20 protein-coding genes are annotated in these 20,145 nt (G+C 70.0%); 1 reads left to right on the forward strand and 19 read right to left on the reverse strand.

The window, feature by feature from the left end:
- Positions 1–69 precede the first annotated feature (69 nt).
- The 3 genes from ASG95_RS13920 to ASG95_RS13930 are packed head-to-tail and all read right to left on the reverse strand — an operon-like array spanning position 70 to position 3,404.
- Positions 70–852, reverse strand: coding sequence for a TSUP family transporter (locus tag ASG95_RS13920; RefSeq protein ID WP_057377858.1), 783 nt, complete (start codon positions 850–852; stop codon positions 70–72).
- Positions 853–1,620, reverse strand: a complete 768-nt coding sequence (locus tag ASG95_RS13925; RefSeq protein WP_057377859.1) for an HAD family hydrolase — start codon at positions 1,618–1,620, stop codon at positions 853–855. It lies immediately after the preceding gene.
- Positions 1,620–3,404: a proline--tRNA ligase gene (locus ASG95_RS13930; RefSeq protein ID WP_057377860.1), complete on the reverse strand. Its 1,785-nt coding sequence runs from the start codon at positions 3,402–3,404 to the stop codon at positions 1,620–1,622. The genes ASG95_RS13925 and ASG95_RS13930 overlap by 1 nt, the downstream gene beginning before the upstream one ends.
- 180 nt (positions 3,405–3,584) lie before the next feature.
- On the opposite strand from ASG95_RS13930, the gene ASG95_RS13935 reads away from it, so the two are divergent.
- Positions 3,585–4,205, forward strand: coding sequence for a pyridoxamine 5'-phosphate oxidase family protein (locus tag ASG95_RS13935; RefSeq protein WP_056922736.1), 621 nt, complete (start codon positions 3,585–3,587; stop codon positions 4,203–4,205).
- A gap of 74 nt (positions 4,206–4,279) precedes the next feature.
- Here the strand turns inward: ASG95_RS13935 and ASG95_RS13940 are convergent, their stop codons facing one another.
- The 16 genes from ASG95_RS13940 to ASG95_RS14015 form a co-directional block, all read right to left on the reverse strand.
- The gene (locus ASG95_RS13940) at positions 4,280–4,681 is read right to left on the reverse strand and encodes a MauE/DoxX family redox-associated membrane protein (RefSeq protein WP_057377861.1); all 402 of its coding nucleotides are present in this window, start codon (positions 4,679–4,681) and stop codon (positions 4,280–4,282) included.
- Between the two features lie 49 nt (positions 4,682–4,730).
- The gene (locus tag ASG95_RS13945; protein ID WP_057377862.1) at positions 4,731–4,970 is read right to left on the reverse strand and encodes a hypothetical protein; all 240 of its coding nucleotides are present in this window, start codon (positions 4,968–4,970) and stop codon (positions 4,731–4,733) included.
- Positions 4,971–4,994: 24 nt separating this feature from the next.
- Positions 4,995–5,840, reverse strand: coding sequence for a DUF4081 domain-containing GNAT family N-acetyltransferase (locus tag ASG95_RS13950; RefSeq protein ID WP_056922593.1), 846 nt, complete (start codon positions 5,838–5,840; stop codon positions 4,995–4,997).
- A gap of 161 nt (positions 5,841–6,001) precedes the next feature.
- Positions 6,002–7,162 (reverse strand): flavodoxin-dependent (E)-4-hydroxy-3-methylbut-2-enyl-diphosphate synthase, encoded by a 1,161-nt coding sequence (gene ispG / locus ASG95_RS13955; protein WP_056922592.1) that lies wholly within the window; start codon positions 7,160–7,162, stop codon positions 6,002–6,004.
- A gap of 52 nt (positions 7,163–7,214) precedes the next feature.
- Positions 7,215–8,570 (reverse strand): RIP metalloprotease, encoded by a 1,356-nt coding sequence (locus ASG95_RS13960; protein ID WP_057377863.1) that lies wholly within the window; start codon positions 8,568–8,570, stop codon positions 7,215–7,217.
- Positions 8,567–9,838 (reverse strand): 1-deoxy-D-xylulose-5-phosphate reductoisomerase, encoded by a 1,272-nt coding sequence (gene dxr / locus ASG95_RS13965; RefSeq protein WP_057377864.1) that lies wholly within the window; start codon positions 9,836–9,838, stop codon positions 8,567–8,569. The genes ASG95_RS13960 and dxr overlap by 4 nt, the downstream gene beginning before the upstream one ends.
- On the reverse strand, positions 9,835–10,488 hold the full coding sequence (locus ASG95_RS13970) for a Pr6Pr family membrane protein (protein ID WP_057377865.1): 654 nt from the start codon (positions 10,486–10,488) through the stop codon (positions 9,835–9,837). Before ASG95_RS13970 ends, dxr begins: the two co-directional genes overlap by 4 nt.
- Before the next feature lie 21 nt (positions 10,489–10,509).
- Complete coding sequence (locus ASG95_RS13975; RefSeq protein ID WP_056922588.1) at positions 10,510–10,866, reverse strand: barstar family protein; 357 nt, start codon at positions 10,864–10,866, stop codon at positions 10,510–10,512.
- Positions 10,867–11,023: 157 nt separating this feature from the next.
- Positions 11,024–12,115 (reverse strand): DnaB-like helicase C-terminal domain-containing protein, encoded by a 1,092-nt coding sequence (locus tag ASG95_RS13980; RefSeq protein ID WP_235543887.1) that lies wholly within the window; start codon positions 12,113–12,115, stop codon positions 11,024–11,026.
- Between the two features lie 83 nt (positions 12,116–12,198).
- Positions 12,199–13,659, reverse strand: coding sequence for an NAD-dependent succinate-semialdehyde dehydrogenase (locus ASG95_RS13985; protein ID WP_057377866.1), 1,461 nt, complete (start codon positions 13,657–13,659; stop codon positions 12,199–12,201).
- Positions 13,659–14,774, reverse strand: coding sequence for an agmatinase (gene speB, locus ASG95_RS13990; RefSeq protein ID WP_082592632.1), 1,116 nt, complete (start codon positions 14,772–14,774; stop codon positions 13,659–13,661). The genes ASG95_RS13985 and speB overlap by 1 nt, the downstream gene beginning before the upstream one ends.
- Before the next feature lie 34 nt (positions 14,775–14,808).
- Positions 14,809–16,083 (reverse strand): saccharopine dehydrogenase family protein, encoded by a 1,275-nt coding sequence (locus tag ASG95_RS13995; protein WP_057377867.1) that lies wholly within the window; start codon positions 16,081–16,083, stop codon positions 14,809–14,811.
- 4 nt (positions 16,084–16,087) lie between these two features.
- A complete protein-coding gene (locus ASG95_RS14000) occupies positions 16,088–16,879 on the reverse strand; it encodes an ABC transporter permease (protein ID WP_082593224.1) in 792 nt (263 codons plus the stop codon).
- A gap of 9 nt (positions 16,880–16,888) precedes the next feature.
- Complete coding sequence (locus ASG95_RS14005) at positions 16,889–17,806, reverse strand: ABC transporter permease (RefSeq protein ID WP_056922584.1); 918 nt, start codon at positions 17,804–17,806, stop codon at positions 16,889–16,891.
- Positions 17,806–18,915: an ABC transporter ATP-binding protein gene (locus ASG95_RS14010; RefSeq protein WP_057377869.1), complete on the reverse strand. Its 1,110-nt coding sequence runs from the start codon at positions 18,913–18,915 to the stop codon at positions 17,806–17,808. The genes ASG95_RS14005 and ASG95_RS14010 overlap by 1 nt, the downstream gene beginning before the upstream one ends.
- Entirely contained in the window at positions 18,915–20,138 is a 1,224-nt protein-coding gene (locus ASG95_RS14015) for a spermidine/putrescine ABC transporter substrate-binding protein (RefSeq protein ID WP_057377870.1), read from the reverse strand. The genes ASG95_RS14010 and ASG95_RS14015 overlap by 1 nt, the downstream gene beginning before the upstream one ends.
- Between the last annotated feature and the right edge of the window lie 7 nt (positions 20,139–20,145).

Genomic DNA, 20,145 nt, shown 5'->3' on the forward strand with positions numbered 1-20,145 from the left:
TCTGGGTGTTTGCTGTGCACCAGCCATGACTGGCCTACTGAGTCCGGGGGGCTCGGTCCGCCCTTCCGGTCAGCTCCAGACGCCGAGCACCGAGCCGCCGATCCGGACGATGAAGGCGACCAGCACGACCACGAAGACCACCCGCACGAACCGGCTCCCCCGCGCCACCGCCGTGCGCGCGCCGACGTAGCCGCCGGCGATGTTGGCGACCGCCATGACCAGCCCGATCTTCCACATCACGTGGCCACCCGGCACGAACACGGTGAGGGCCCCGAGGTTGGTGGCGAAGTTGGCGATCTTGGCCTTGGCGCTGGCCTCGAGGAAGGCGTAGCCCATCAGCCCGACCAGCGCGAAGACGAGGAACGACCCGGTGCCGGGACCGAGGGCGCCGTCGTAGACGCCGATGACGAAGCCGGTCAGCATCGCCACCACGGTGTGCCGGTGGCCGTCGAACCGCAGGGCGGTCTCGTGGCCGAGCGACGGCTTCGCCACGGTGTAGGCGCCGACCACGACGAGCATCACGAGGATCACCGGGTTGAAGGCGCTCTTCGGGATGTGCAGGCCGAGCAGCGCCCCGCCGACCGCGCCGAGGTAGGCCACTGCCGCCATCGGCAGGGCGGTCCGCAGGTCGGGCCGGACCCTGCGCCAGTAGGTGATCGAGCTGGTCGTCGTGCCGAAGATGCTGGCGATCTTGTTGGTGGCCAACAGCTGGGCCGGCGTCGCGCCCGGGAAGCCCAGCAGGAGCGCCGGCAGCTGCACCAGTCCCCCGCCACCGACGACCGCGTCGACCCACCCCGCCCCGAAACCCGCGAGGGCCATGAGGAGGAGCGTGGTGAGGTCGAGGTCGGGCACCTACCGGCCCAACCAGCCGTCGACGATCCCGAGGATGTCGAGCAGCTCGTGGGCCTGCGCGTCGGGGGTGACGTCCACCGGCACCACCTGCGAGGCCGGGAGATCGCTGTGCGGCACCCAGATCGCGCGCATGCCGACCTGCTGGGGGCCGTGCACGTCCTCGTACAGCCGGTCGCCGACGTAGGCCGCCTCGGCCGGCTCGACGCCGACCGCAGCGCAGGCCGCGAGGAACGCCTCCGGGTGGGGCTTCACGACGTGGATCTCGGAGGAGTAGACGTCGCCGTCGACGAGGTCGAGCACGCCGTCGCGCTGGAACACCTCGCGGTGGTAGTCGCGGCTCCAGATCGTGTTGGACAGCACGCCGACCTTCAGGCCGCGGTCGTGCAGCCCCTCCCAGAGCGGGCGCACCTGCGGGTCGGTGTGGGTGTGCGGCTCCCAGAACCTCCGGTATGCCGCGAGCGCCAGCAGGTGCCGGTCGTGCTCTGCGTCGACCCCGGCGTCCGCGAGGATCGCCTCGATCGACGCGCTCTCGTGGGTCTCGCGGCCGCGCGACCAGGCCCGCTCCTCCGCGGCGTGGATCCGCACCGCCAGCGAGTCGGCCTCGGCCAGGTCCTCGGGCGACATCGCCGGGTCCTCGACCGGGAGGCCGTGCACCTCACGGGCGAAGACCCGCCACTGCTGCGGGAGGTCGACGTCGTGCCACGGGGTGAGCGTGCCGCCCCAGTCGAAGATGACCGCCCGGAGGGGCGCGGTTGAGGTGCCGCCCATCAGGACGCGCTGCCGCGGACCTCGCGGATGACCTCGGTGACGACGTCGTCAGCCGAGACCTCGCGGCGCTCGCCGGTGGCGCGGTCCTTGATCTCGACGATCCCGTGCTCGAGCGACTTGCCCACCACGACGATGGTCGGCACGCCGATCAGCTCGGAGTCCTTGAACTTCACACCGGGGCTGACCTTCTGGCGGTCGTCGTAGAGGACGGACAACCCGGCTGCCTCGAGGGCACGGGTGATCTCCTCGGACTTGGTGAACACCTCGGGGTCGCGGGTGACGTCCTTGCCGGTGGCGACCACGTGCACGTCGACCGGGCTGATCTCACGCGGCCAGCGCAGGCCGAGCTCGTCGTGGTTGCCCTCGGCGACACAGGCGACGGCCCGGGAGACCCCGACACCGTAGGAGCCCATGATCACGGTCTGGAGCTTGCCGTTCTGGTCGAGCACCTTGAGGTCGAGCGCCTCCGCGTACTTGGTGCCGAGCTGGAAGATGTGTCCCATCTCGATCCCGCGGGCCGACTCGAGCCCGTGCCCGCAGCTCGGGCAGGCGTCGCCGGGGCGCACGTCGGCCGCTTCGATGGTGCCGTCAGCAGTGAAGTCGCGACCCGCGACCAGGTCGATCACGTGCTTGCCGGCCTCGTTCGCGCCGGTCACCCAGCGGGTGCCCTCGACGACCCGGGGGTCGAGGAGGTAGCGGACCTTCGACGCGGACTCCGAGCCGAGCGCCTCCGGTCCGATGTAGCCCTTGACCAGCGCGGGGTTGGCCGCGAAGTCCCTCTCCTCGAAGGCCTCCACTGCGGCGGGCTCGACCTGGGCGCCGAGGCGCTTCTCGTCGATCTCGCGGTCGCCGGGCACGCCGACCGCCAGCGGCTCGCGCGTGCCGTCGGGGTGGACCAGGACGACGAGCACGTTCTTGAGCGTGTCGCCGGCCGCCCAGGGCCGGTCCTCGCGCGGGAAGTGCGCGTTGAGGTGGGCCACCAGGGTGTCGATGGTGGGGGTGTCCGGAGTGGACTCCGCGTGGGCAGCCGGCACATCGGCATACGGAAGGGCGTCGGGGACGGGGACGCGCACGGCCTCGACGTTCGCCGCGTAGCCGCAGTTGGGGCAGTGCACGTAGGTGTCCTCGCCGTTCTCCGCGGTGGCGAGGAACTCCTCGGACTTGCTGCCGCCCATCGCGCCGGCCATCGCCTGGACGATGACGTAGTGGAAGCCGAGCCGGTCGAAGATCCGGATGTAGGCGTCGCGGTGCAGCTGGTAGGCCTTGTCCAGCCCGGCCTCGTCGAGGTCGAAGGAGTAGGAGTCCTTCATGACGAACTCACGACCGCGCAGCACGCCGGCCCGCGGACGCGCCTCGTCGCGGTACTTCGTCTGGATCTGGTAGATCGCGAGGGGCAGGTCCTTGTAGGACGAGAACATGTCCTTGACCGCGAGGGTGAACATCTCCTCGTGCGTCGGCCCGAGCAGGTAGTCGGCGCCCTTGCGGTCCTTGAGGCGGAAGATGTTGTTGCCGTACTCGGTCCAGCGACCGCTCGCCTCGAAGGGCTCCTTGGGCAGCAGGGCCGGGAAGAGCAGCTCCTGGGCGCCGATCTCGTCCATCTCCTCGCGCACGATCGTCTCGACCTTGCGCAGCACCCGCAGACCCAGCGGCAGCCAGGTGTAGATGCCCGGGCTGACCCGCCGGATGTAGCCGGCGCGGACCAGCAACCGGTGGCTCGGCACCTCGGCATCGGCCGGGTCCTCGCGAAGGGTTCGCAGGAACAGGGTCGACATGCGCAGGGCCACGTGGCACTCCTCGGTTGGCGGACAACCCCCAGAGGATATCCGTCGGTATGCCGCGTGCTCACCACGGTTTCCCGCCCCGCCTCCCGTGGCCGCCACCGGGCGAGTCTTTGGGGGATCCACCCCGTCCGGGCGTGGCAGATCCTGCAAAGACTCCGCGTGGGGCGTGGCAGAGTGGGCGACATGGTGCAGCCGACCCGGATCGAGACCGTCGACCAGCTGGTGGAACTGCTCGGGGAGCCGCTCCCCCGCGTCCGCGACAAGGCCCGTCCCGCGCTGCACGAGCTCGACCGGGACTGGCTGGCCGCGTCGCCGTTCTGCCTGGTCGCGACCTCGGATGCGCAGGGCCGGTGCGACGTCTCCCCGAAGGGTGACCCGGCCGGCTTCGTGCGGGTGCTGGACGACACCACCATCGCGATCCCCGAGCGGCTCGGCAACAAGCGGGCCGATGGCTACCGGAACATCCTCGCGAACCCGCACGTCGGGCTGCTGTTCGTCATCCCCGGGCGCGGCGACACCCTGCGGGTCAACGGCCGCGCACACCTGGTGTCGGACGCACCGTGGTTCGACGAGATGGTCGTCAAGGGACATCGGCCGGTGCTGGCGCTGGTGGTCGAGATCGACGAGGTGTTCGGGCACTGCGCCAAGGCGTTCATGCGCAGCAAGCTGTGGCACCCGGAGACCTGGGACCCGATGGCGGTGGGGTCCCGCCCCGAGATCGCCAAGGCCCTCGAGCGTCCCGAGGACTCCATCGAGGAGCTCGAGCGCTACTACGGCGAGCAGTACTCGACCGGGTTGTACTGAGCCCCTGCCAGCAGCGTCGCGCCAGCTGGCCCTGCCGGCGGCACCCGTTGGTGCGTGTGGCCGGCTGGGTGCGGCTAGCTGCGTCCGGCGGCCCTGAGCGCGGCGCGGATCAGGGGCAGCTGGAGCGGGAGCCGCGCCACGGTGCCGGCGAAGGCGGCCTGCGCCGACGGCGTGCCCTTGTGCTGCGCCCGCTTGCCGTAGTTCGCGCTCATCTGGACGTTGCCCGGCAGGATGGCGACGAGGAGGGCGGCACTGGCCCACCCGGCATACCGACGGGTGCGGGGGTGCAGGAGCCCTGCCGCGCAGACGAGCTCGGCGACTCCGGACGCGTAGATCAGCTCACGACGTCGCGGCAGCGAGCTCGGCACGAGGGGCTCGAAGACCTCGGGCTTGACCAGGTGGGTCGTCCCGGAGGTGAGGAACAGCCCGGCGAGGCCGATGATGTCCTTGGTCAGGGGCGCGACGGTGCGGGGCATGTCGCCATCCTGTCAGTCGGTGCGGAGCGTGGGTCGGCCCAGGGCTCCGTCAGTCGGCGCCGTGCTCCCGGAGGTAGGCCCACCTGGCCCGGACCGCGAACGCGGACGCGACCCCGCCCACCACGAGCAGCACCACCCCGACCCACAGCCACGTGCGGCCGGCCGGGTCACGTCCGGGGACGGCGACGAGGAACACCCCGAACGCGAACAGGGACACCGTCATCCACACGAGGGCGTTGCCTGCCGCAGGGGTGTCCGGCCGAGGCTCGGACTCCAGCGCCGGGTCCATCAGCGGGCTCTCCTCACGGGGCAGTCAGAGCAGCACGGTCGAGAACGTACCGACGTCCTCGAACCCGACCCTGGCGTACGTCGCCCGGGCGCTCTCGTTGAAGTCGTTGACGTACAACGTGACCCAGCGCGCACGGGTTTCCATGACCTGCTCCACCACTGACGCCATGAGCGGCACTGCGAGCCCGTGGCCGCGCAGGTGTGGCGCGAGCCAGACTCCCTGCAGCTGGGCGCAGCCCAGGGCGACCGACCCCACGTCGGCCTTGAAGATCACGGCGCCGTCCTCGATCGCGACGAACGTGTGGCCGCGGTCGATGAGCGACAGGAGTGCGGAACGGTAGGCCGCGCCGGAGCCGGTGTAGGGCGGGTAGCCGATCTCACCCTCGAACATGTGCGCGGCCGCCGGCATGACGAGATCGACCTCGGACTCGGTGGCCGGGCGGACCCTGGGGTCGAGCTCGAGGCCGAGCGCTGACGGCCGGTCCATGGTGCTCATCAGGGGCTGCCGCGCGCGCACGGCCCGGGCGGGGCCCCAGGCCGGCTCGAGGTGGCGCCACAGCTCGAGCACCTGGTCGGAGGGCCCGAGCACCGAGGCGCAGTGGCGACGCCACCGACGCACCCGGTCGGCGAAGAAGCTGATCGTCTCGTCGTCGGCCTCGACCGGGACGAGGTTGGCGCTCGACCAGCAGAGGGACTGGAGGGTGCCGCCGACCTTGTGACCGAGGACCGTGCCGGGCTGGGTGCTGAGGACGCCCTCCAGGAGCCGCGCGGCGACGAAGACGTTCGCGGGGAGGTTTTGCGCGCACACCTCCAACGCGGCGTCGCGGTCCGAGGGCGACAGCGCGTGGACCGGATTACGGGTGCGCAGCACCCCGTCAGCCTAGGTCGTGCGACCGCCATCTGCGCACCATTGTCCCCAGATCCGCTCGCCGCGTGGCCCGAGCCATCACCGCAAACGGCAGTTGCGTCCGCTTGCGCCCGCCTGGAGCTGGGCGCAAGCGGACGCGACTGCCGTCTTGCGGGGCGTGGGTGTCAGCCGACGGTGACCGACGGTGCCCCGGCACTCGCCTCGTCGATCGGCTCGCCCATCTCCTCGGCGATGCGCATCGCCTCTTCGATGAGGGTCTCGACGATCTGGCTCTCGGGGACGGTCTTGACGACCTCACCCTTGACGAAGATCTGGCCCTTGCCGTTGCCGGAGGCCACGCCGAGGTCGGCCTCGCGGGCCTCCCCCGGTCCGTTGACGACGCAGCCCATCACGGCCACCCGGAGCGGCACGGTCATGCCCTCGAGCCCGGCGGTGACCTCGTCGGCGAGCTTGTAGACGTCGACCTGGGCGCGGCCGCACGAGGGGCACGAGACGATCTCGAGCTTGCGCGGCTTGAGGTTCAACGACTGGAGGATCTGGTTGCCGACCTTGACCTCTTCGACCGGCGGAGCCGACAGGGACACCCGGATCGTGTCACCGATGCCCTTGGAGAGCAGCGCGCCGAAGGCCGTCGCCGACTTGATCGTGCCCTGGAAGGCCGGTCCGGCCTCGGTGACGCCGAGGTGCAGGGGCCAGTCGCCGCGCTCGGACAGCATCTCGTAGGCCTTGACCATGACGACCGGGTCGTTGTGCTTGACCGAGATCTTGAAGTCGTGGAAGTCGTGCTCCTCGAAGAGGGAGGCCTCCCAGACCGCGGACTCGACGAGCGCCTCGGCGGTGGCCTTGCCGTACTTCTCGAGCAGTCGGGGGTCGAGCGAGCCGGCGTTCACGCCGATCCGGATCGAGACGCCGGCGTCCTTGGCCGCAGCGGCGATCTGCTTGACCTGGTCGTCGAACTTCCGGATGTTGCCAGGGTTGACCCGCACCGCGGCGCAGCCGGCGTCGATCGCGGCGAAGACGTACTTCGGCTGGAAGTGGATGTCGGCGATCACGGGGATCTGCGACTTGCGCGCGATCGCGGGCAGCGCGTCGGCGTCGTCCTGGCTCGGGCACGCGACGCGCACGATGTCGCAGCCCGAGGCGGTCAGCTCGGCGATCTGCTGGAGCGTCGCATTGATGTCCGTGGTCGGGGTCGTGCACATCGACTGCACGGAGATGGGGGCGTCACCGCCGACCTCGACCTTGCCGACCTTGATCTTGCGCGTCTTGCGGCGGGGCGCGAGGACGGGCGGGGGCAAGGCCGGCATACCGAGTCCAACAGTCATGGTTGCAGTATCTCCCAGGGGGATGGTGGCGCGGACGCCGGCCGGGGCCGGGTCAGCCGAGCTTGACGGGCTTGACGACGTCTGCGTACATCAGCAGCAGGGACATGACGATGAGCACCGATGACACGGCATACGCCACCGGCAGGGCCTTGGCGACGTCGACGTGACCGGGGTCGGGGCGCTTGAGCAGGCGGGCGGCGTTGCGCTTGAGCCCTTCCCACAGCGCGCCGGCGACGTGACCGCCGTCGAGCGGCAACAACGGGATCAGGTTGAAGACGAACAGAGCAACGTTGAGTCCGGCCAACAGGCTGACCAGGGTCGCGAACTTCGCGGCCGTGTCCAACCCGTCGATCGACCCCGACGAGATCTCGCCAGCCATCCGTCCGACGCCGACGACCGAGACCGGCCCGTTGGGATCGCGCGCCTCCGAGCCGAAGGCTGCCTGGGCGACATCGGTCATCCGCTGCGGGATGTGCAGCAGGACTCCCGCGATGTGCTGCACCTGCTCACCCAGGATGCCCGGCACGACGGCGACGGACTGACGTTCCAGGGCCGTGACCGGTGCCGACGAGACACCGACGAAACCGGCGTCCATCACGACGGGCTCGCCATCGGCGTTGACCAGGGGCGTGCCGTCGGGGCCGACCTGCTGGACGGTGTTGCGGATCGGCGTGACCTGGAGGGTCTGCTCAGCGCCGTCGCGCACCACGACGATCGGGACCTGCTCCCCGACGCGAGGTCGGATCAGCTTGCCCACGTCGACGGTGCGCTTGATCGGCTGGCCGGCCACCGAGACGATCTTGTCGCCGGGCTGGATGCCGGCGAGGAAGGCTGGGGTCTTGGGGTCGCTGGGGGCGCAGGTCGTCTTGGTGGCAGCCTGGCTGGCCGGGACGACGCACTCGCTCACTGACGCGACGACGGCTCCGTCCTTGACCTCCTGCTGCCCGTAGAGGGTCACCAGGCCGGTGAGCAGGACGACCGCGATGACGAGGTTCATGACGGGCCCACCCATCATGATGACGACCTTCTTGGGCACCGAGAGCTTGTAGAACACCCGGTCCTCGTCGCCCGGCTCGATCTCCTCGAGGCTCAGCTGACGCGCCTCGTCGGCGAGCTGGCTGAGCCGCCCGGTGCTCGAGACCCGGATCGTGCCCTCCGCGTCGCCTGGCCGGGGCGGGAACATCCCGATCATCCGGATGTAGCCGCCGAGCGGGATGGCCTTGATGCCGTACTCGGTCTCACCGCGCCGCGTGGACCAGAGGGTCGGTCCGAAGCCGACCATGTACTGGGTCACCTTGACGCCGAACTTCTTGGCGGGGACCAGGTGGCCGATCTCGTGCAGGCCGATCGACAAGCCCACCCCGAGTGCCACGAAGAGCACCCCGAGCACGTAGAGGAGGACGGTCATCGGTGCATCGCCCCCTCGGTGTCCGCCAGCGGTGTCGCGGCCATCCGTCCAGTCTGCAAAGCCAGCACCTTCCGTGCCTCGTCGCGCGCCCAGCGATCAGCGCGCATCACGTCCTCAACGGACAGTGTCCCTGATTCGATCCCTGCCGCGCTGCCGGATGCGTGTTCCTCGACCACTCGGGCGACCGTGTCGACGATCTCGACGAACCCGAGGGCACCCTCGTGGAAGGCGTCCACCGCGACCTCGTTCGCCGCGTTGTAGACCGCCGGGTAGGTGCCGCCGGCCTCCCCCACCTGGCGGGCCAGCCGCACCGCGGGGAAGGCCTCGTCGTCGAGCGGCTCGAAGTCCCACGACTGGGCCCGGGTCCAGTCGACGGGCACGTCGACGTCCGCGAGCCGCTCCGGCCACGACAGGCCGAGGGCGATCGGCACCAGCATCCGCGGCGGACCGGCCTGCGCGATGGTCGAGCCGTCGACGAACTCGACCATCGAGTGGATCATCTGCTGGGGATGCACGACGACGTCGATCCGGTCGAACGGGATGTCGAAGAGCAGGTGCGCCTCGATCACCTCGAGCCCCTTGTTGACCAGGGTCGCGGAGTTGGTCGTGATGACCCGCCCCATCGAGAAGTTCGGGTGCGCCAGCGCGTCGGCCGGTGTGACGTCGCGCAGCGACTCGCGGCTGCGCCCGCGGAACGGCCCACCACTCGCGGTCACGATGAGCCTGCGCACCTCCTGCGCGCGTCCGCCGCGCAGCGACTGCGCGATGGCGGAGTGCTCCGAATCGACCGGCACGATCTGGTCGGGACTGGCCGCCGCCTTGACCAGCGGTCCGCCGACGATGAGCGACTCCTTGTTGGCCAGCGCGAGCGTGGAGCCCTCCGCGAGCGCCGCCAGGGTCGGCCGGAGGCCGATCGCTCCGGTGATGCCGTTGAGCACGACGTCGGCGCCACAGCCCGCCGCCGCGACAGCGGCGTCGTCCCCGACCACGACCTGCGGCCGGTATGCCGCGCGGCCGGCCCGCGCGGCATACGCACCGATCGCCTCGGCCACCTGCTCGTGGGTGCCACGCGCGACCGCGACCAGGTCGACGTCGAAGGTGACGGCCTGCTCGGCGACGAGCTCGAGGTTGGAGCCGGCCGAGAGGGCGACCACGCGGAAGCGGTCGGGGTTGCGCGCGATGACGTCCAGGGCCTGGGTGCCGATGGAGCCGGTCGAGCCGAGGACGGCAACGGTGCGCGGGGAAGTCACTGCCCCATTGTCCCTCATGCAGCGCGTGGTGACCGCCGCGCCAGCGCCCGGTCGGCCGCCACGAAGGCGAACCCACAGAGCGCGAAGAGGACCGCGACGCCGACGAGGTTCGCCAGGACCCGCGCCCAGCCGAGCTCGTCGACGTCGATGAACGGGTAGGGCCACCACCCCGTGACCGCCCCCCGGAGCAGGGTGAGGGCGCTCCACAGCAGTGGCCACAACAGGGCACCCAGCACCTGGGGCCGAGCCGCCTGCCCGCGCGGACCAGCCACCACCCAGGCGACCAGCGCCAGCACCGGCACGACGACGTGCAGGAGCTTGTCGACCGCGTAGCTGCTGCCGGAGAGGTCGAGCAGCGGCCGCAGGAGGAACCAGTGCACGACGCCCGTCACGGTGATGCCGACCATCGTGGCCATCCGCACCAGGCGCCACCGGAGCCCGTCGTGCAGCGGGTTCCTCGCCAGCACCACGGAGCAGCCGAGCACGAGCAGGTTGGACAGGACCGTGAAGTAGGACACGAAGCGAGCGAGCCGCACGCCGAGGTCGGGTCGCGACGACTCGTTCAGGACGGCTTCCCCGTTGACGATCAGGGCGAGCTGCCACACGACGGCGACGGCCGCGACCACCGCGACGACGCCATGGACCGCTCGGGCGGTGGTGGGCTTCACGGGGTCACGCTAGCGGGAGGGTCAGCGGTCGAGCACGGTCACGACGAACGTGTCGTGGTCGGCAGTGACCTCCTCCAGGACGCTGGTGATGTCCTCGTAGCCGTCGGGGTGCTCGCGTCGCAGCTGCGCCACGCCGTCCCAGACGAGGTGCCGGGTCAGTCCGTCCTCGTGCGGCTCCTCGGCGTAGTCGTGCAGGCAGTCGGCGAGCGCGTCGAGGTTGCGACCGAACCAGTCGGGGAAGTCCAGCACCTCGGCGAACAGGTCGATGCTCTCCGCCTTGGTCGACCCGGCCGGCACGACCGACACCTCTCCCCCGTGGCGCTGGGCCTCACGCACGACGTCGGCGATGGACACCTCGGGCCCCAGAACACGGATCACGGGCCGCCTCCCCGGCCGTCCTCACCGGGCGCGGGCACGGCGACGGCGAGCAGGGCCACGGCGAGCCTGGCGGTCCGGCGCTGGTCGGCGGGCATGGGTTCGACCCTAGGGGGGCGTTCGCCGCCCCGCACCCGGCAGAGGTCCTACAGCCGTAGGGCTACTGCTGGAAGACGCGCTCCTCGATGAGCTGCTCCTCGACGACGCGCCCCTCGGGCTCGAACCGGCCCTGCTCGAATCGCTTCTGGAACTCCAGCTCGAGGTGGTCGGCGCCGTTGCGGTTCTTCTCGATCGACATGACGACCCAGTGGCGGAACCGTTCGGCGTTGCCCAGGTGGTAGACGAGGTGGTGCTTGGCGACGATGTCGTACTTGTCGTTGAGGATCAGCACGACGTCGGCCTCGTAGGCGAGGGCGGAGGACCCGCGCAGGTCGTTGACCCGCATGCGGCGGCCGGCGACCAGGCTGGACTTGTCGGCGGCGACGATGGCGACCACCGGCACGCCGAGCTCGAGCGACATGTCCTTGAGGCGCTCGACGACGACCGAGATGCGGTCCTCCTCGTTGACCACGCCCGGCACGGGGACCTTCTGGAGGTAGTCCACGAGCACCAGCGGTGGCCGCCCGTCGGACTCGACCACCTCGGCGACGGCCGCACGGATGGCGTCGATGGTGGTGTGCATGCCGCTGGACGTGTGGACGTGCAGCCGCTGCGCGTAGCCCTCGAGCGCCTCGACGGCCTCGGCCCCGCCCACGGTGTCGGCGAAGCGTTCGCGCATCGAGCGGGCGCGACTGTGCCGGGCCTCGAAGCCTGCCCGGATCTTGGTGAGCCCGACGCCCTCGATGCCCTTGATGGCGCCGGCCTCGATGGCGATGAGCCGCTCGAGGATGCTGTGGGCGTCGTGCTCGTAGGTGAACAGCACGGCGCTGCGGTTGGCGGCCACGGCGTTGCGCAGCATCTGCAAGGCCATGGCGGTCTTGCCGAGGCCCTGCGGCCCGCCGATCAGCACGAGCTCACCCGAGCGGAAGCCACCGGTCAGGGCGAGGTCGAGTGCCTCGAAACCGGTGGGCCAGACCCTGGCCCCGGCCGTCTCCCCCAAGCGGAGCTTCTCGTCGGTCTCGACGAGCACGTCGCTCAGGGAGCGCAGGCGCCCGACGTTGCGGGAGTGTGAGGCGAAGTCCTCGGATTCGGACGCGGGGTCAGACGGCATGCTGTCCGCGACCGACAGGACGGGGGCCGGGTCCGTGGTCATGTGACCGATTCAACAACCCCACGACCCCCAGTGGGGGAGTTTGACGCGGTTCGCATCCAAAAGGATGACCCTTTGTTCCGCCGTTACGGGGCAATTCCGACATAGGTCGTCTCGAGGTACTCGTCGATCCCCTCGAAGCCGCCTTCCCGGCCGAAGCCGGAGGCCTTCACCCCGCCGAAGGGAGCGGCCGGGTTGGAGATGATGCCCTGGTTGATCCCGATCATCCCGTACTCGAGCGCCTCGCTGACCCGGATCACCCGGCTGAGGTCGTTGGTGAAGACGTACGACGCCAGCCCGAACTCGGTGCTGTTGGCCTTGGCGATGGCCTCGGCCTCCGTGCGGAACGTCGTGATCGGTGCCACCGGCCCGAAGATCTCCTCGCTCATCATTCGCGCGTTCATCGGCACCCCGGTGATCACGGTGGGCTCGAAGAAGTAGCCGCGGCCCTTGACCTGGCCGCCGCCGGTGACGACGGTGCCGCCCTTGGCCTTGGCGTCCTCGACGAGCTCGGTCACCCCGTCGCGCGCCTTGGCGTCGATGAGCGGGCCGACGTCGACCCCCTTCTTGGTGCCCTTGCCGATGGTGAGGCCGGACATCCGGGCGGCGAACTTCTGGGCGAACTCCTCGGCGACGCTCTCGTGCACGAAGAACCGGTTGGCCGCCGTGCAGGCCTCTCCGATGTTGCGCATCTTGGCGAGCATGGCCCCGTCGACAGCGCGGTCGAGGTCGGCGTCCTCGAACACGATGAACGGCGCGTTGCCGCCGAGCTCCATCGAGACCCGGAGGAGCTGCTCGGCCGACTGCTCCACGAGCTTGCGACCGATTCCCGTGGACCCGGTGAAGGTGAGCTTGCGCAACCGCGGGTCGCGGATGAGGGGCTCCATCACGTCACCGGTGTGCCTCGTCGTGATGACGTTCAGCACGCCGGCGGGCAGGCCGCACTCCCGCAGCAGCTCGGCGAGGGCGAGCATGGTCAGCGGGGTCTGGCTGGCCGGCTTGACGACCATGGTGCATCCGGCCGCGATGGCCGGGCCGATCTTGCGGGTGCCCATGGCCAGTGGGAAGTTCCACGGGGTGATCATCAGCGTGGGCCCGACCGGCTTCTTCATCGTGAGCAACCGAGTCGCGCCGTTGGGTGCGGTGGACCACCGGCCGTGGATCCGGACGGCCTCCTCGGAGAACCAGCGGAAGAACTCGGCGCCATAGGTCACCTCGCCGCGCGACTCGGCCAGGGTCTTGCCCATCTCCAGTGTCATCAGCGTGGCGAAGTCCTCAGCCCGCTCGGTGATCAGCTCGAAGGCCGCGCGCAAGATCTCACCGCGGTCGCGCGGCGGGGTCGCCGCCCACTCCGCCTGCGCCCCCACGGCCGCGTCCAGGGCGGCTTTTCCGTCCGCCACGGTCGCGTCGGCGACGTGGGTCAGGGTGCTCCCGCTCGAGGGGTCCTCGACCGCGAGGGTGGCACCCCCGGTGGCGTCACGCCACACGCCGCCGATGAACAGCCCCTTGGGGACCGAGTCGATGAGGGACTTCTGCGTGGTGGCCATCAGCCCTGTTCCTCCGGTGTGTGGTCGCGCGCCTGTTCGGGTGACTGGTCGTGGGTCTGGTGGGTGTGCTGGTGCGGGATGTGACCCTGCGGGATGGCGGCGTTGCGCCCCGACAGCAGCGGCTGCGAAGGGTCCCACCGGGTGCCGTCGCGCTCGTCCTGACGCTTGCGCGCGATCGCCGACAGCGCCTCGAGGACGACGCGGTTCGCAAGGGCTGCGGTGATGTCTGCATGGTCGTAGGGCGGGCTGACCTCGACGACGTCGACGCCCACCACCGGCAGCTCCAGGCAGATCCGCCGCACGGCGTCGAGGAGCTGTCGGGCCGACAGCCCACCCGGCTCGGGAGTGCCCGTGCCGGGCGCGTGGCCCGGGTCGCAGACGTCGATGTCCACCGAGAGGAAGACCCCCTCGCACTCGTCGGTGGCGATGGTGAAGGCCTCGGTGAGCACCTCGTCCAGCCCACGGTGCACGATCTCGGTCATCTCGAACGACCGCATCTGCTGCCCGGCCATCCAGTCGAGGGTCTCGGGCGGCGGCCAGTAGCCGCGCAGCCCGATCTGGAGGAACCGGTCGCCCCGCAGCGCTCCGGACTCGATGAGCCGGCGCATCGGCTGGCCGTGCCCCCACAGCGACCCGAACTCGATGTCGCCGGTGTCGGCGTGGGCGTCGAAGTGGATCATCGACACACGGCCGTGGCCGAGCACGTTGGCGACTCCCTTGGCGTCCGGGAACGCGATCGAGTGGTCACCTCCGAGGACCACCGGTATGGCGCCCGCGCGGGTCACGCGCTCGACGGCGGCTTCGAGCTTCGGCAGGGACCGCTCGATGTCGCCGGAGTACATCTCGACGTCGCCCGCGTCGACCACCCTGAGGTCGACCAGCCCGTCGGTGCGCAGCGCCAGCGACGGGCGCGAACCGTCGTGGGGCAGGTAGTCGGTCATCCGGATCGCCTGCGGACCGAAGCGCGTGCCCGGCCGGTGGGAGGTGCCGCCGTCGAACGGCGCACCGAGGATCACGACGTCGGCCCCGGCATACGTGGCCTCGTCGTCGAGGTCGCAGCGGTCCACGCCGAGGAAGGTGAAGTCCGGGCCGTACTGCTGGCCGTATCTCGTCATGGAGCCAACCTAGTCCCGTTGCGGGCCATGGGAATCAGCGGTCTTCCAGGCCCCAGGGGGAACCGTAGCCGACCGGCTTGGGGGCGGCGAGGAGGTCGAGGAACGGCTTCGCGTCGAACGCCTCCGGACCCAGCACACCACGACCGCTCCAGACTCCGGTCGCCACGAGCTCGAGAGCGACGACGGGGTTGACGGCGGTCTGCCAGACGACGCACTGCGCGCCGTACTCCGCCATGGTCTCCTCGTTGTCGGACACGTGGAAGAGGTAGGTGCGGCGAGGTTTCCCGTCCTTCCCCGTGCCCGTGACGAAGACGCCGGCACAGGTCTTGCCCTTCATCCGCGGCCCGATGGTGGCCGGGTCGGGAAGGACCGCCGCGACCACGTCCCGGGGTGACACCTCGACGCCCTTGACGCGCACCGGGTCGGTGCCGTCGAGCCCCAGCGTGTGGAGGGTACGCAGGATGGTGATCAGCTCGTCGCCGAGGCCGTACTTGAAGGTGACCCGCTCGGCATCCAGCCAGCGGGGCATGAGCAGCACCTCCTCGTGCTCGACGTGCACGCACTCCACCGGGCCGATGCCCTCCGGGAAGTCGAACACCTCCGGCTCGCTGAACGCGGGCAGCGTGAAGAAACCCGACTCGACCCCTCCCCCAGCGCTGGCGCGCGCCTTCTCCCACACCACCGGCGGGTTGAGGCACTCCTCGACGATCGTCCACATCGAGAAGCCCGGGGCGAAGGTCTCGTTGCCGTCCTCGTCGTAGACGGCGAGGTTGGCACCGTCCCGGGTGCCGAGCTCGTCGATGCTCGAGAACAGGTGGTCGGAGGCATAGCGGGCGAACACGTCGGAGAGCCCGGGCTCGACCCCCATGCCCAGCAGGGCCAGCTGGCCGGACTCCTCCCACTGGTCGGCCATCGCGAACTGCTCGTCGCCGAGCTTGACCCCCACCTTCGCGTAGGGCTCGTCGGGGTGGCGCCGCGAGAGGCTCATCGCCATGTCGAGATAGCTCGCCCCCGCCGCGAGGGCGCCTCGGAAGATCGGCATGACGAACCGCGGGTCGACGGCGTTGAACACGTGGGTCGCACCGTGCTGCCCGGCCAGGGCGGCCACCGCCACCTCGTCGGAGGCGTCGACCTGCGCCGCCACGAGCCGGGACTCGCCGGGGCGACGAGCGGCCGCCGCCGCCACGGTCGCCTCGGCCCGCGACAGGTCGTAGTCGGCCACCACGAGCTGGTCGAAGAAGTCCCGCTCGACGGCGATGCGCGCGGCAGCGTCGCCGACGCCACCGGCGCCGATCATGAGGATGCGCACGGAGTCAGACTGCTCTCTGTCGTCGGTTGCTGAGGACCTGGCCGGCGATCACGAACAGCAGGGCCGCGAGGAACACGACCGTGCCGATGACGTTGACCTGCACCGGGACCCCGCGTTGGGCCGCCCCCCACACGAACATGGGGAAGGTGATCGAGCTGGGTGAGGCGTTGAAGTTGGTGATGATGTAGTCGTCGAAGCTCAGGGAGAAGGCCAGCAGCGCCCCGGCCGCAATGCCCGGAGCCGCGAGCGGCAACGTCACCCGCAGGAACGTCTGGGCTGGGGTCGCCCCGAGGTCAGCGGCCGCCTCCTCAAGGCGTGGGTCCAGCGTCGCCACCCGGGCCTTGACCGCCACCACGACGAACGAGACGCAGAACATGATGTGGGCGATGAGGATCGCCAGCGCCCCGGCCGGGATGCCCAGCATGAGGAAGAGCGTGAGCAGGCTGGACCCCATCACCACCTCGGGGGTGGCCATGGGCACGAAGATCAGGAGGTTGGTCGCCGCGCGCCCCCGGAACTGGTAGCGACCCAGCGCGAGGGCCACCATCGTGCCGAGCACGGTGGCGATCAGCGAGGCGGTCACCCCGATCCGCAGGCTCAGCCCGAGCGACTCGCAGATGCCGGGCGAGCCGCAGGGGTGCGTCCACGCGTCGGTGGAAAACCGGGCCCAGTTGTAGTTGAACTTGCCGACCGGGTCGTTGAACGAGAACACGGCCACCACGACGTTGGGCACGAGCAGCAGCGTCAGGACGGCCAGGGCGGCGAAGGCCAGCAGGTGCCGGCGGATCCAGGACAGCACGACCACTCAGACCAGCTCCTCGGTGCCGGCCTTGCGCACGTAGAACGTGACGAGGACGACGATCATGGTCAGCAGGATGAACGACAGCGCCGCCGCGAGCGGGTAGTCGAGCACCCGCAGGAACTGGCTGTCGATGACTTGGCCGATCATCACGGTCTCGGTGTTCCCGAGCAGCCTCGAGTTGATGAAGTCGCCCGCAGCAGGGATGAAGGTGAGCAGGGTGCCAGCGACCACTCCCGGCAGGGACAGCGGCCAGGTGACCCTGCGGAACGCCTCTCGCGGTGAGGCGTACAGGTCGCCAGCCGCCTCCACCAGGCGGGGATCCAGGCGCTCCAACGAAGCATAGAGCGGGAGGATCATGAACGGCAGGAAGTTGTACGTCAGACCGCAGATGACCGCGAACTTCGACGCGAGCAACGTGTCGTTGGAGGTCAGGCCGATCGCCTGCAGCAGGCTCGTGAACCCGATCGACTGGGCGAAGGCCACCACCGGCCCGTCGTCGGACAGGATGTTGCGCCAGGCCAGCGTGCGGATGAGGAAGCTCGTGAAGAAGGGGGCGATGACGAGGATGAGCAGGATGTTCTTCCAGCGTCCGGCCTTCTGCGCCATGAAGTACGCCAGCGGGTATCCGAGGAGCAGCGCCAGCACCGTGGCCGTCCCCGCGTAGCCGACCGAGCGGAGCAGGTGTGGCCAGTACCGCTGGACGGCGTCCGCGTAGATGGACACGTTGCCTGTGAAGACGTAGCCCTCGTCGATGTTGCCTTCCTGCAGCGACTGCGAGCCCAGGGTGATCATCGGGACCACGAAGAACACGACGAGCCACAACAGGCCGGGGGCGAGCAGGGCGTAGGGCACCCAGCGGCCGCGGCGGACCGGCTTGCGGACCGGTGCGCCGGTGCCGACGACCGCGGCCCCCTCGGCCACTACCCCTCCTCCTCGACGCCCGCGTCCGCCGCCTGGGAGGCGTCGAGTGCGAACCCGTGCTCGGCGGCCCAGGACACGGTGACGTCCTCGCCGGGGCGCGCGCGGTCGGACCCGTCGTTCTGCTGGACGACGGTGAGCTCGCGGCCCCACGGCATACGGACCAGGTACTGCGTGGCCACGCCCGTGAAGGACACGTCGGTCACCGTGCCGTGCAGCCGGTTCGGCCCACCGTGCTCGCCCATGCGCAGCTTCTCGGGCCGCACGCCCAGCCAGACCTCCTTGACGCCGTCCGGCACGTGGTCTGCCGCGACCGTGAGCGCCGTGTCGTATGCCGTGACCGGCACCTCGCCGTTCTGGGCGGGACCGGTCACCGTCGCCTTGAGCAGGTTCGACTGACCGAGGAAGTTGGCGACGAAGGTGGAGGCCGGCCGCTCGTACAGGCTGGCCGGGTCACCCAGCTGCTCGATCCGCCCGGCGTTCATCACGGCGATGGTGTCGGCCATGGTCATGGCCTCCTCCTGGTCGTGCGTCACGTGGATGAAGGTCAGCCCGACCTCCTGCTGGATGCGCTTGAGCTCGATCTGCATCTGCCGTCGCAGCTTGAGGTCGAGGGCGCCGAGCGGCTCGTCGAGCAGGAGCACGTCCGGGCGGTTGACCACTGCCCGCGCCAGGGCCACCCGCTGCTGCATCCCGCCGGACAGCTGGGCCGGCTTCTTCCTCGCGACCTCGCCGAGCTGGACCAGCTCCAGCGCCTCCTTGGCCTTGGCGACGGCGTTCTTGTCGCCGCGCCGACGGAGCCCGAACTCGACGTTCTCCAGCACGCTCATGTGCGGGAAGAGGGCGTACGACTGGAACACCGTGTTGACGTTGCGCTGGTGCGCCTTGGTGTCGGTGATCTCGGTGTCCCCGATGTGGATCCGGCCTGCCGTCGGCTGCTCGAGGCCGGCCACCATCCGCAGCGTCGTCGTCTTGCCGCAGCCGGACGGCCCGAGCAGGGCGAAGAACGAGCCCTGCGGGATGACGAGGTCCATCGGGTGCACCGCGGTGAAGGTGTCGAACTCCTTGGTCAGACCCGACAGCTTCAGGTCTCCCGTGGTCTGCGTGGTCATCAGCCCGTCGCCAGGTTGGTGAACATGCGGGTGAACTCGGACTCCTCCTGGGCGCTGAGGTCCCGGAACTTCTTCGCCTTCGACAGGGTCTCGGTGGAGGGGAAGATGAGCTGGTTGGAGCCGAGGTCCTTGTCGATGGCCGCGACGGCCTCCTTGGTGCCGGCGACCGGGGAGATGTAGTTGACCCAGGCCTCGACCTCGGCCATCACCTTCGGGTCGTAGTAGTAGTTGATGAGCTTCTCGGCGTTCTTCTTGTGCTTGGCCATGGCGGGGATCACGAAGTTGTCCGACCACAGCGTGTAACCGGCCTCCGGGAGCGTGAGCTCCAGCTCCGGGGCGTCGAGGCTGAGCGATGCCACGTCGCCCGACCAGGCGACGCAGGCGGCGATGTCGCCGGCGCTCAGGCCGTCGGTGTAGTCGTTGCCGGTGAACTTCTGGATCTGGCCGGCGTCCTTGGCCTTCTGGATCATCGCGATGGCGGCCTCGAAGTCCGCCTTGGTGAAGTTCGACGGGTCCTTGCCCTGGTCGAGCAGCACCAGACCGACCGTGTCGCGCATCTCGGAAAGCAGCGTCACCTTGCCCTTGAGCGCCGGGTCGGTGAGCAGCTGGGTCATCGTGGTGACCTTCTTGCCACCCGTCGCCTTGGTGTTGAAGCCGATACAGGCGAAGCCCGCCTGCCACGGCAGGGAGTACTTCCGGCCCGGGTCGAACGACACGTCCTGGAAGGCAGCCTCGAGGTTCTTGGCGTTGGGGATGTTGGCCTTGTCCAGCGGCTGGACGTAGCCCTGGCGGATGAGCCGCGCCACCATCCAGTCGGTGGAGCACCAGACGTCGCGGCCGGTGTCCTGTCCACCGGCGAGCAGCGGACGGACCTTCGCGTAGAACTCGTCGTTGTCGTTGTAGTCCTCGGTGTAGTTGACCTTGATGCCGGTCGCCTTGGTGAAGGCGTCGAGGGTCGGGCGGCTCTTCTCGTCGTCCGAGACGTCGATGTACTGCTGCCAGTTGGACCAGTTGATGAGCTTGTCGGTGTCGGACATGTCCTGCGCGGCCTTGGCCGTCGGCGTGGCCGAGCCGCTCGCGCTGTTCGAAGGGCTACGGCCCTTCGATCCGCAGGCAGCCAGCGCCGTCACGCCCAGCCCGGCAGCGCCGGTCATGAGGGTCCGGCGGCTGAGGGCGCCGCGCAGGAAGGCGGCCTGCATGGGGGTCGGGGTCTTGTCGTTCATGGGGGTG

Source organism: Phycicoccus sp. Soil803 (assembly GCF_001429685.1).
GTDB lineage: Bacteria > Actinomycetota > Actinomycetes > Actinomycetales > Dermatophilaceae > Pedococcus.

What these genes read in the sequence shown, in the direction of transcription:
- ASG95_RS13925 (WP_057377859.1), bottom strand. Translation starts at nt 1,620, where the DNA reads ATGGGCGGCACCTCAACCGCGCCCCTCCGGGCGGTCATCTTCGACTGG.
- ASG95_RS13935 (WP_056922736.1), top strand. Translation starts at nt 3,585, where the DNA reads ATGGTGCAGCCGACCCGGATCGAGACCGTCGACCAGCTGGTGGAACTG.
- ASG95_RS13940 (WP_057377861.1), bottom strand. Translation starts at nt 4,681, where the DNA reads ATGCCCCGCACCGTCGCGCCCCTGACCAAGGACATCATCGGCCTCGCC.
- ASG95_RS13945 (WP_057377862.1), bottom strand. Translation starts at nt 4,970, where the DNA reads ATGGACCCGGCGCTGGAGTCCGAGCCTCGGCCGGACACCCCTGCGGCA.
- ispG (WP_056922592.1), bottom strand. Translation starts at nt 7,162, where the DNA reads ATGACTGTTGGACTCGGTATGCCGGCCTTGCCCCCGCCCGTCCTCGCG.
- ASG95_RS13960 (WP_057377863.1), bottom strand. Translation starts at nt 8,570, where the DNA reads ATGACCGTCCTCCTCTACGTGCTCGGGGTGCTCTTCGTGGCACTCGGG.
- dxr (WP_057377864.1), bottom strand. Translation starts at nt 9,838, where the DNA reads ATGAGGGACAATGGGGCAGTGACTTCCCCGCGCACCGTTGCCGTCCTC.
- ASG95_RS13980 (WP_235543887.1), bottom strand. Translation starts at nt 12,115, where the DNA reads ATGACCACGGACCCGGCCCCCGTCCTGTCGGTCGCGGACAGCATGCCG.
- ASG95_RS13985 (WP_057377866.1), bottom strand. Translation starts at nt 13,659, where the DNA reads ATGGCCACCACGCAGAAGTCCCTCATCGACTCGGTCCCCAAGGGGCTG.
- speB (WP_082592632.1), bottom strand. Translation starts at nt 14,774, where the DNA reads ATGACGAGATACGGCCAGCAGTACGGCCCGGACTTCACCTTCCTCGGC.
- ASG95_RS14010 (WP_057377869.1), bottom strand. Translation starts at nt 18,915, where the DNA reads ATGACCACGCAGACCACGGGAGACCTGAAGCTGTCGGGTCTGACCAAG.
- ASG95_RS14015 (WP_057377870.1), bottom strand. Translation starts at nt 20,138, where the DNA reads ATGAACGACAAGACCCCGACCCCCATGCAGGCCGCCTTCCTGCGCGGC.